This is a genomic window from Microbispora sp. H10830, assembly GCF_014161375.1.
GTDB classification, from domain to species: Bacteria; Actinomycetota; Actinomycetes; order Streptosporangiales; family Streptosporangiaceae; genus Microbispora; species Microbispora catharanthi.
Window position 1 is genome coordinate 95664 of the sequence record NZ_JABBWX010000011.1, and the last position, 10236, is coordinate 105899.

Consider the following 10236-nt stretch of genomic DNA (forward strand, 5'->3'; position numbering starts at 1 on the left):
GCGATCCGGTCGGGGCACCTGTCCAATCCGCGTAGCATCATCGGGCATGGGGTCGCCGAGAAAATCAGCGGTCACGCGAGCCGCCGTCACGGTGACGGCGCTCACGCTGGCCGCGACGGGCTGCGGAATCCTGGGCGGGGGATCGCCGAGGAACCTCGACGTCATCAGCGTGTCGAGCCCTCAGTTCCGCGACGGCGCCCCCCTGCCGGACGACTACTCCTGTAAGGGGGGGCAGGGCAACCCGCCTCTCCGCTGGTCGGGCACGTCGGGCGCCAAGTCGGTGGCCCTCGTGGTCGACGACAACAATCCCCGCAGCGGCCCGGAGGTGCACTGGGTGGTGTTCGACATCGACCCCGCGACGACCGAGCTGGGCATGGACGACGTCCCCCGGGGCGCCCGGCAGGGGATGACGTCGAGCGGGAAGGTGGGCTATGCGCCCCCATGCCAGGCCGACGGCAGCTACCGTTTCACTGTCTACGCGCTGAACACGAAGCTCGACCTGAAGCAGGGCGCCGACCTCGCGGAGACCCTGGAGGGCATCGCGAGTCACACCATCGCCCGTGGGCGCCTCACGGCGAACACGATCGAGTGACATGCTGGGCACCGGAGGTAGTCGTGCTACACCAATCTTCACCTAGGGTGTGACAACGGTCATTGTGGTCGAGCAGAATCGGATCCAATTGCTGAGCGCAGGTGGTCAAAGGGGGCAGGTCGCGTCGATGGCCGCGCGACCTCACCGGCGCCGCAGAAAGGCCATGGCCTTGAGGGTGGTGCTATGACTGCGGTCATTGTGGGTCTTGTCGCCGTCGTGCTTCTCGTGCTGCTGGTCGTGGCGCTGGGCATGCGGTCGATGAACCGCAGAGAGAGCGCTCTCTCCGCCGAGCGCATCAAGGCGATGGCCGAGAACAAGGGCCCCAAGCCCCGGCGGCCCGCCGAGGAGACGTTCTTCGAGAGCTTCCCCAAGGGGTTCGACGCCTTCGAGGAGCCGGAGAAGCAGCGTCCGGCGCCCCGCCCTGCCCCCCGCCCCGGCGGGCGGCAGGCGGCACGGCCCGCGCAGCGCGGCGGCAAACAGCCCGCCGCCGCCCGCGGCAAGCGCGGCGTGGACGAGTGGGGCGGGGCCGACGACTACGACGACGACTACTGGTCGCGCGTACGCGCCGACGACGGCGGCTTCGGGGGGACGATCGCCGCGAGGATGGCCACCCCCCGGCCGGTGGACGAGACCGCGGGCGCGGCCGGCGCCGCGGCCCAGGCGGCCGACCCCGACGCCGCGACCGTGCAGGCCCCCCTGCCCGCCCGCCCGGGCCGCGCCCGGCGCGCCGACGCCGACGAGCCCGTGCTTCCCGCCGCCCCCGTCTCCGCCTCGGCTCTCGCCGACCAGAAGACCGTCACCTTCTCCGCGCCGACGCCCGACCTGCTCGACGTCCCCGCCGCTCCGGCCGGCTCCCCCTCGACCGGTCCCTTCGACCCGAGCCGCACGACCGGCCCGTTCGACTCCCCCGCGGTGAGCGGCGCCCCCGCGTCCCCGGCCGACGACCCCTTCGCGGCCGCCGCCGGAACCCAGTCGGGCGCGTCCAACCGCAGGTCGAGCAGGTCCGGCCGCTCGTCGCGGGCCGCGGCCCGCCGCGCCGCCGCGTCGGCCGCCGCGAACGAGGCCGGGCAGGCCGGCGGTTCCTACGACAGCCAGCGCGCCACGGGCCCGTTCCCGTCGTCCGCGGGCACGGCCTCGTACGGGACGCAGCCGGGCGCCGACCCTCTGGGGATCGCGGCGAGCACCGGCCCGTTCGGGGCCCCCGCCTACGACACGCCCGCGGGCACCGGGCCGTTCGCCTCGCAGGGCGGCGCGGGCTCCCCCGACGGACGCTACGACACGGCGCCGTCCTCCCCCATCCCGGCCACCGGGTCCTTCGCCGCCGGCGCGTTCGATCCGGCCCGCACGAGCGGCGCGTTCGAGGCCGCGGCGCCCACCGCCTCGCCGGGCGACCCCCTCGCCGACCCCGCGTCCCGCTCGACCGGCGGATCCTTCGACGCGTGGGCGGCGAGCTACGACACGCCCCGATCCGACGCCTACGATTCGTCCCGAACCCCGACGGGCCCGTTCCGCGCGGCCGACGCCTCGCCGTCGTACCCGCCCAACCCGGCGGGCTCCGGCGCGGCGGTGACCGGCCCTGACGCCGGCGGCGCCACCGACCCCGGCTGGCCGGTCGCGGGCAGCTACCCGCCCGTCCCCGCCTCCGCCCCCACGACGGGCTCCTCCTCCTGGCCGGGCGCCCGCGACGTGCTCGACGACCCGGAACCGCCGCACGGCGCGTCCTCCTGGCCCAACGCGGAGACCTACCAGACCCCGGCCTACGACGGCTACTCGTCCACCTACCCGGCGGAGGGGGGCTACCCGGCCGCCTCGGCGCCGTCACCCGCCGCGCCCGCCACCCCGTCGTACGAGGTGAGCACGGGCTGGGCGACGATCGACGCCTCGGACACGGTGACCGGCTCGGCCCAGGGAACCGCCTCGCCGTACGAGTCGGCGGGCTACGACGCGCCGTCGGGGCAGAGCCAGTACGGCTACGACCGGCAGCAACAGCAGGGATACGGCGGTGCCCAGCCGTCGTGGCCCGAGCAGAACGCCGGTGGAAGCTGGCCCTCCTACGACGAGGTCCACGGCGACACCCCCACCTCGACGGGCGGGCGGCGGCGGGGCAGCCGCCACCGCGACCCGGAGAGCGACTATCCCGACTACTACCGGTGATTTTCCCGTTCCCTGCCTGGTGACGGCCTCCGCGGCTGACATATTGTCAGCCCATGACAATCAGTGACGACACGATCTCGCCACGTAACTGGAAGTCCGTGCTCCGGCACGATGCGCCGGCATCGCTGGTGGTCTTCCTGGTGGCGGTGCCGCTGTCGCTCGGCATAGCGGTCGCGTCCGGCGCACCGGTGGCGGCCGGGCTCGTCGCCGCCGTGGTCGGCGGCGTGGTGGCCGGCGCCCTCGGCGGGTCCGTCGTCCAGGTGAGCGGTCCGGCCGCGGGGCTGTCCCTGGTGGTCGCCGAGCTCGTCCACACCTACGGCTGGCGCGCCACGTGCGCCATCACCGTCATGGCCGGCCTGCTCCAGTTGGTCCTCGGCGGGCTCAAAGTGGCGCGGGCGGCGCTCGGGGTCTCCCCCGCGGTCGTCCACGGCATGCTCGCCGGGGTCGGCGTGGTGATCGCGCTGTCCCAGCTGCACATCGTGCTCGGCGGTTCGCCGCAGCGCTCCGCGCTGGAGAACGTCCTCGAACTCCCCGCCCAGATCCTCGACAACCACACGCACGCCGTCATGATCGGCGTGCTGACGATCGGGGTCCTGCTCGTGTGGGGCCGGATCCCCCGGCTGCGCGCCGTGCCCGCCCCGCTCGCCGCGCTGACGGTCGCCACGCTGACGGCCGCGGCGACGGGCTGGGACCTGACGAAGGTGGACCTGAAGGGCGGGTTCTCCTCGGTCCAGGGACCCCTGATGCCACAGGGCGACTGGCACGCGATCGCCGGGGCCGTTTTGCTCGTCGCCCTCCTCGCCGGAGTGGAGTCGCTGCTGACCTGCGTGGCGTCCAACCGCCTGCACGACGGTCCCCGCGCCGACCTCGACCGCGAGCTGACCGCGCAGGGCGTGGCGAACGCGGTGTCCGGCGCGCTGGGCGGCCTTCCCGTGGCGGGCGTCGTCGTACGTACGACCACCAACGCGCGGGCGGGCGCCCGCACCCGCTGGTCCACGGTGCTCCACGGGGTGTGGGTGCTGCTGTTCACCACGGCCTTCGCCTGGATGATCGCGCTGATCCCCCTGGAGGCGCTCGCGGCGCTGCTGCTGTTCATCGGCGTGCAGATGGTCAACCTCGGGCACGTCCGCAACCTGCGCAGCCACCGCGAGATGCCGGTCTACTTCGTGACGATGGCCGGAGTCGTGCTGATCGGCCTGGCCGAGGGCGTGGCGATCGGCCTCGGGCTGGCCGCCCTGCTCGCCCTGCGCCGCCTTGCCTGGGTCTCGGTCGACGCACGGCAGGTGGGCGAGCGGCGCTGGCAGGTCGTCGTCACCGGGTCGCTGACGTTCCTCGGCGTGCCCCGGCTGACCGAGGCGCTGCGCGGCATCCCCGCGGGGGCCGCGGTCGAGCTCGACCTGCACCTCGACTTCATGGACAACGCCGCCTTCGAGGCGCTGCACGCCTGGCGGCTTGAGCACGAACGCACCGGCGGTGTCATCGACGTGGACGAACCGCACGGCGAGTGGTACTCCGCCGCGATCAACGGCGTCCGCCTGTTCCCGGCCAGGATTCCGCCCCGGCACGACCGCTGGTGGCTGCCCTGGGCCTACCGGCGCCACTCCCGTCCCGTTCACGCCGGCACCGGGGACGCCGGGTCCTACGCGGTGATCGGCGCGGACGGCGGGAGCCACGACGACGTCCCCGTGCTCTGCGAGCCGCAGGGCGTGCCCGACCTGCTGGAAGGGACGCGGGAGTTCCAGCGCAGGACCGCGCCGATGGTCCGCCCGGTGCTCCACCGCATGGCCCGCAAGCAGTCGCCGTCGCACCTGTTCATCACCTGCGCGGACTCCCGCATCGTGCCGAACATCATCACCGCGAGTGGTCCCGGCGACCTGTTCACCCTGCGCAACATCGGCAACCTCGTGCCGCGCGCCGGCGCCGTCCCCGCCGACGACTCGGTCGCGGCCACGATCGAGTACGCCGTGAAGGTGCTCGACGTGCGCACGATCACGGTCTGCGGGCACTCGGGATGCGGTGCGATGGCCGCCCTGCTGGGCGAGGTTCCCGACCTGCCCGCGCTGCGCAACTGGCTGCGGCACGGGCGGCAGAGCCTGGCCAGGTTCGTGGCCGCCGAGCCGGGTGACGACGACGCCGGGCCGCTCGACCGGCTCTGCCGGACCAACGTGATCCAGCAGCTCGACAATCTGCGCACCCACCCCTTCGTGGACACCCTCCTACGGGCAGGGAAGCTGGAGCTCACGGGCCTGTACTTCGACATCGGCGCGGCGCGGGTGCACCTGCTGGATCAGGAGCGCTTCACGCCGGTCCCCGAGCTGCGCACCGGCTGAGCGCCGCACGGCCGAGCCGGAGGGAACGGCCGTGCGGTAGCGCCGGGGGCGTCCCGGCGCCCGCCTTCCGCTGTCAGCAGATCATGTCCGCCGACCGTGAAACGGGGCAGACGTGTGACGCGGGCGGGCCAAGGATGACCGTTATGAAGATTCTGGTCATCGGCGGTTCGGTGTTTCTCGGACGCGCCATAGTGGACGAGGCGCTGCGGCGCGGTCATGAGGTCACGACGTTCAACCGGGGCAGGAGCGGCAGGGACCTGCCCGGCGTGGAGGCGGTGCGCGGCGACCGCGAGAGCACCGACGACCTGCGGCGGCTCGCCGACGGCAAGCAGTGGGACGCGGTGATCGACGTGTGCGGGTTCGTCCCCCGCGTCGTCCTGGAGTCGGCACGCACGCTGTCGGGGCACGCTCCGCACTACACGTTCATCTCCAGCATCTCCGCCTATCGCGACTGGCCGGACAGGTCCGGCGTCGACGAGACCTTCCCCCTGTACGAGTGCCCGCCGGACGCGGACGCCGAGTTCGGCGACTACGGCGTGCTGAAGGCAGGTTGCGAGCGGGCGGTCGAGCAGCACTTCGACGGCGGTGCCCTGGTCATCCAGCCCGGCCTGATCCTCGGCCCGCACGAGAACGTGGGCCGGCTGCCCTGGTGGCTCACCCGCATCTCCAGGGGTGGGCGCGTGCTCGCCCCCGGCGACCCGGCGCGGCCGATCCAGCTCATCGACGCCCGCGACATCGCGGCGTTCACCCTCGATCAGGCGGCCAGGGGCACGACCGGCCGCTACATGACGGGCGGGGTGCAGGGCAACGCCACCTTCGGCGGCTGGCTGAACGACTGCGTGGAGGTCACCGGCTCCGACGCGGAGTTCGTCTGGGCCGACGACGCGTTCCTGGTCGACCAGGGCGTGGAGCAGTGGACCGAGCTTCCCCTGTGGTCCGCCACCGGGGAGAGCGAGGGCGTGTGGACGCACTCCTCGGCGAAGGCCATCGCCGCGGGTCTCACCTGCCGGCCGGTGCGGGAGACCGTCCGGGACACCTGGGAGTGGCTGAAGGACATTCCCGAGGAGCGGCGCAGCTTCGGCGGCCGGATGCACCACGGCATCGCCCCGGAGAAGGAGGCGGGCATCCTCGCCGCCTGGGACGCCCGCCCCTGACCGCGACCGGCCTGCCCGCCCGCGTGCCGGCGCGCGCGGGCGCGCGGGCCCCGGACGGCGCGGACTCGCCCGCCGGAGCCGAGCGAGCGGGCAGGAGCGGCGGCGGGCAGGGCGCGGCGGAACCGAGCGCGCCGGGCGGGGGGTGGACTCCCCTACCTGAGCTGTCCGCGGGGAGCCGTAGGCTGTCGGCCATGATCTGGGTGGTTGTGATCGTGGCCGTGCTGGTCGTTTTCGGGGCGCTCGGGGCGACCGGGCGCCTGCCGGGGACCTCGCGCCGGCGGTCCGCGCCGCGCCCCTCGTCGGGCGGCCGCCCGTCAGGCCACGCCGGCCGGACCGCGCGGCCGGGCACCAGGCCCGGTGGCGGCACCGCTCCCGGCACGAGGCGCGGCACCACCTCCGGGGCCGGGGCCCGAAGTGGAGGCCAGGGTGGAGGCCGGGGTGGAGGCCGGGGCGGAGGCCGGGCTGCGGGCCGAACGACGGGTGGCGAAGCGGGCGCGCGCGGCGGTGCGGCAACGCAGGCCGGTCCGCGTCCGGGTGAGATCTGGTGGGCCGACGTGCCCTACGAGGACGGGCCAGGCCACAAGGTGCGCCCCTGCGTGGTGCTCAGGACACACCGGGGCGGCGCCGAGGTCCTGAAGATCACAAGCCAGGACCGCAGCGACCGCTCCGACCACGTGGAGATCCCCACCCGCACCTGGGACCCGGACGCCGACCACAACAGCTTCCTCGACCTCACCGGCCCGGTCCGCGTGCCCGTCGCCGATTTCCAGGACAGGGCGGGCACGCTCGACACGCGCGTCTGGCGGCAGGTCTGCCGCCTCCACGAGATCACCCCGAACTGATCCGTACCCCTTCGAGACCGGGCCCGCCTCCGAGACCGGGCGTCGGCGTCACCGTGACGACGCGGGCCCTTCCGAGCCGTCACGCGGCGGCAGACCCGCGGCGATGCCGTCGAGCAGCCGGTCGAGGCCGTACGCGAAGCGGTCGTCGGTGCCCATGTACTCCCGCCCGCCCTCCTTCGTCATCCGCTCCAGCATGGGATAGTTCCCCGTCGCGATGAGCGACTGGATGTAGGACAGGTGCTGCGCCAGCCGCTGCGCCAGCGTGAGCCCCGACCGCCGGAGCGCCTCGGCCTCGGCCAGTTCGCTCTGGATATAGCCGTGCACGTACGCGAAGACCGCGCCCACGAGGGTCAGCATCTCGTCGACGCTCAGGCCGAGAGCGTCGAGCATGCCGAGGGCGGTCTCCGTCAGGCGCGCGCTGTTCGGGCCGGCCTGCGGCCGGCCGGCCGCGAGCGGCGCGAGCCACGGGTGACGCAGCATGGTGCGCCGGGCCTGCCAGGCGAGCAGGCGGAGTCCTTCGCCCCAGTCGTCCGGCGGCCGCCGGTCCTCCGGCAGGTACTCCCCCACCACGGTGTCGACCATGAGGTCGAACACCTCGTCCTTGCTCGTCACGTAGCGGTACAGGGACATCGTGCCCGCTCCGAGATCGGCCGCGAGCCGCCGCATGGAGATCGCCTCCAGCCCCTCGGCGTCGGCGATGCGGATCGCCGCCTGCGCGAGGGCGGCGCGGCTGAAGCTCGGCCGCGGCCCGCGGGCAGGGCGCTCGGGTCGCATCCACAGGTTCTCGTGGCCCGTCATCGTTGATCGTCCCAGGTCGTCGCGCTATTGCGTACACGGTACCGGGTATGTAGGCTCTCATCGAGAAAGTGAGTACGTCGTACTCAGTTTTTGGACGGCCGGACGAGGGGATTCCCCATGCCCGCAAGCCTCGCCGGGGACGACTTCACGGCTCCCGGTGTCGAGCTGTTCGACTTTCCGCCGCTGTGGCCGGGCGCGCCACACTGGCTGAACAAGCCCGTGCTGCTGGCCGCGGTCGGCGTGATCCTGCTGTGTGTGCTCGCGTGGGGGGCGTTCGCGCGGCCGTCGCTCGTCCCGCGCGGCCTGCAGCACCTCGGCGAGTACGGCTACCTGTTCGTCCGCGACCAGGTGGCCCGGCCGTTCCTCGGCGCGGACGCCGAGAGGTGGATGCCGTTCCTGCTCAGCCTCTTCTCCCTGATCCTGCTGTGGAACCTGTTCGGCGTGATCCCGGGAGTGCAGTTCCCGGTGAACTCCCACATCGAGTTCCCGGTGGTGTTCGCCGTGGTCGTATACGTGATCAAGCTCTATCTCGGCTTCCGGCACCACGGGGTGAGCGGATATCTCAAGAGCCTGATGTTCCCGCCCGGCCTGCCGAAACCGCTCGCCCTCGCGTTCTACGCACCCATCGAACTGCTGCACACGTTCGTCTTCGCGCCGTTCACGCATGCCGTACGGCTGTTCGCGAACATGTTCGCGGGGCACCTGCTGCTGGCGTTCTTCAGCGCGGTGGGATTCTGGTTCCTCGTCGAGCACCCCACGGTGCCCGGGTTCTCGGTGGGCCTCCTCGGCGTGGCCATGGCCGTCCTGATGACCGGACTGGAGATCTTCATCCAGTTCCTGCAGGCGTTCCTGTTCACCATGCTGGCGGCCATGTACATCGGCAACGCCCTGAACCCGGACCACTGAAGCGGGGGTTCGTACTCACCGGTAACTGAGTATCGGCGCTCATGTCCCGGCAGGCGTACGCCGCCGACGATGGCACCATGGCGAAACCGGTGAAACCCTCGACGACGACGGCCTTCTACGTCCAGGCCGTCATCTCGTTCGCGATCTCCCTCGTGGGCCTGGCGCTCGGCATCCTCTACCTCCCGGTGACGACCTGGGTGCGCTCCTTCCTCGCCCTCGGGCTGATGTACGTGGTGACCTCGACGTTCACGCTCGCCAAGTGCGTACGGGACCGGCAGGAGGAGGCGACCGTCGTCAGCCGGGTGGACCAGGCCCGGCTCGACAAGCTCCTCGCCGAGCACGACCCCTTCCGGGCCGAATGATCTTCGAGGGCTGCGGTGGGCCCTGGCGGGCCCCGGCTGGGATCCGTACGACAACGAGCGCAGGACCACCATGCCCAGCCGCGCCTCGTGCGCACTCCACACGGGTGCGGCGGACGGGAAAAGAGGCGGCCTCGGCCCGTCGCCGGACCGAGGCCGCCTGCGGCTGAAGGAACTCAGTCGTCCTTGCAGCCCTTGTCCTTGCCCGGCTTCGTGCAGTCAGAGCCCGGTCCGGCGCCGACGACGCTGAACTTCGCCGTGCCCACGTTGGACGTGTTGCCGGCCTTGTCGGTGGCCCGGTAGCTCACGGTGTGCGCCCCCGGCTGACCCACCGCCACCGGCTTGGAGTACAGCGCGAACGGCTGCCCGTCCAGGGAGTACTCCACCGTGGCCACGCCCGACTCCCCGTCGGTCGCCGAGATGGTGAGCGTGGCGGAGCCGACGTAGTTCCAGGCCCAGTCCATGCTGCCGCTGAGCTGGGCCGACACCTGCGGGGCCGTGGTGTCCTTCTGCTCCGGTGCGACGACCTTGAAGGTCACCGACCCGACCGGAGAGGTGTTGCCCGCCTTGTCGGTCGCCCGATACTGCACCGTGTGCGACCCGGTCTTGTTCACCGAGACCGGGGCCGTGTAGGCCGCGAACGCCGCGCCGTCCAGCGCGTACTCGACCTTGTCGACACCCGACTCGGTGTCGGTCGCCGAGACCGTCACGGTGGCCGAACCGACGTAGTTGCCGTCGGCGTCCTTCGTGCCCGACACGCCGGCCGATACCTGCGGGGCCGTGGTGTCCTTGGCCGGCGGAACCACGACCGTGAACGTCACCGACGCCACCGCCGAGGTGTTGCCCGCCTTGTCCGTGGCCCGGTAGCTCACCCGGTGCGCCCCCGGCTGGTCGACCGTCAGCGCCTTCGAGTAGAGCGCGAACGGCTGCGAGTCGAGAGAGTACTCGACCGTGTCGACCCCGGACTCGCTGTCGCTCGCCGAGATCGTGACGGTGGCCGACCCCACATAGTTGCCGTTGGTGTCCTTGTCACCGGCCACCTGCGCCGACACCTGAGGCGCGGTCGTGTCCTTCGCCGGCGGCGCGACCACCTTGAACGAC

9 protein-coding genes are annotated in these 10236 nt (G+C 72.6%); 7 read left to right on the forward strand and 2 right to left on the reverse strand.

The genetic code is table 11. From position 1 onward, the window contains the following. Positions 1–46: 46 nt before the first annotated feature. The 5 genes from HHX35_RS26385 to HHX35_RS26405 all read left to right on the forward strand — a co-directional run bounded on the left by HHX35_RS26385 (position 47) and on the right by HHX35_RS26405 (position 7072). The gene (locus tag HHX35_RS26385) at positions 47–592 is read left to right on the forward strand and encodes a YbhB/YbcL family Raf kinase inhibitor-like protein (protein ID WP_139574618.1); all 546 of its coding nucleotides are present in this window, start codon (positions 47–49) and stop codon (positions 590–592) included. A 183-nt stretch (positions 593–775) separates the two neighbouring features. Then, positions 776–2746, forward strand: a complete 1971-nt coding sequence (locus HHX35_RS26390) for a hypothetical protein (RefSeq protein WP_182901416.1) — start codon at positions 776–778, stop codon at positions 2744–2746. A 53-nt stretch (positions 2747–2799) separates the two neighbouring features. Next, complete coding sequence (locus HHX35_RS26395) at positions 2800–5076, forward strand: SulP family inorganic anion transporter (RefSeq protein WP_182901417.1); 2277 nt, start codon at positions 2800–2802, stop codon at positions 5074–5076. Between the two features lie 143 nt (positions 5077–5219). Further along, positions 5220–6230: an NAD-dependent epimerase/dehydratase family protein gene (locus tag HHX35_RS26400; RefSeq protein WP_182901418.1), complete on the forward strand. Its 1011-nt coding sequence runs from the start codon at positions 5220–5222 to the stop codon at positions 6228–6230. Between the two features lie 191 nt (positions 6231–6421). Continuing rightward, the gene (locus tag HHX35_RS26405; protein WP_182901419.1) at positions 6422–7072 is read left to right on the forward strand and encodes a type II toxin-antitoxin system PemK/MazF family toxin; all 651 of its coding nucleotides are present in this window, start codon (positions 6422–6424) and stop codon (positions 7070–7072) included. Positions 7073–7120: 48 nt separating this feature from the next. Here HHX35_RS26405 and HHX35_RS26410 read toward each other — a convergent pair whose 3' ends face one another. Next, the gene (locus HHX35_RS26410) at positions 7121–7870 is read right to left on the reverse strand and encodes a TetR/AcrR family transcriptional regulator (protein ID WP_182901420.1); all 750 of its coding nucleotides are present in this window, start codon (positions 7868–7870) and stop codon (positions 7121–7123) included. Between the two features lie 117 nt (positions 7871–7987). On the opposite strand from HHX35_RS26410, the gene atpB reads away from it, so the two are divergent. Both atpB and HHX35_RS26420 read left to right on the forward strand, forming a co-directional pair. Continuing rightward, positions 7988–8776, forward strand: a complete 789-nt coding sequence (atpB, locus tag HHX35_RS26415) for a F0F1 ATP synthase subunit A (protein ID WP_182901421.1) — start codon at positions 7988–7990, stop codon at positions 8774–8776. Between the two features lie 77 nt (positions 8777–8853). After that, positions 8854–9138, forward strand: a complete 285-nt coding sequence (locus HHX35_RS26420; RefSeq protein ID WP_220505908.1) for a YiaA/YiaB family inner membrane protein — start codon at positions 8854–8856, stop codon at positions 9136–9138. 173 nt (positions 9139–9311) lie between these two features. Here the strand turns inward: HHX35_RS26420 and HHX35_RS26425 are convergent. Further along, positions 9312–10236, reverse strand: a 925-nt coding sequence (locus HHX35_RS26425; RefSeq protein ID WP_182901423.1) for an OmpL47-type beta-barrel domain-containing protein, incomplete at its 5' end; no start/stop codon positions are given.

What these genes read in the sequence shown, in the direction of transcription:
- atpB (WP_182901421.1), top strand. Translation starts at nt 7,988, where the DNA reads ATGCCCGCAAGCCTCGCCGGGGACGACTTCACGGCTCCCGGTGTCGAG.
- HHX35_RS26400 (WP_182901418.1), top strand. Translation starts at nt 5,220, where the DNA reads ATGAAGATTCTGGTCATCGGCGGTTCGGTGTTTCTCGGACGCGCCATA.
- HHX35_RS26405 (WP_182901419.1), top strand. Translation starts at nt 6,422, where the DNA reads ATGATCTGGGTGGTTGTGATCGTGGCCGTGCTGGTCGTTTTCGGGGCG.
- HHX35_RS26390 (WP_182901416.1), top strand. Translation starts at nt 776, where the DNA reads ATGACTGCGGTCATTGTGGGTCTTGTCGCCGTCGTGCTTCTCGTGCTG.
- HHX35_RS26395 (WP_182901417.1), top strand. Translation starts at nt 2,800, where the DNA reads ATGACAATCAGTGACGACACGATCTCGCCACGTAACTGGAAGTCCGTG.
- HHX35_RS26420 (WP_220505908.1), top strand. Translation starts at nt 8,854, where the DNA reads ATGGCGAAACCGGTGAAACCCTCGACGACGACGGCCTTCTACGTCCAG.
- HHX35_RS26410 (WP_182901420.1), bottom strand. Translation starts at nt 7,870, where the DNA reads ATGACGGGCCACGAGAACCTGTGGATGCGACCCGAGCGCCCTGCCCGC.
- HHX35_RS26385 (WP_139574618.1), top strand. Translation starts at nt 47, where the DNA reads ATGGGGTCGCCGAGAAAATCAGCGGTCACGCGAGCCGCCGTCACGGTG.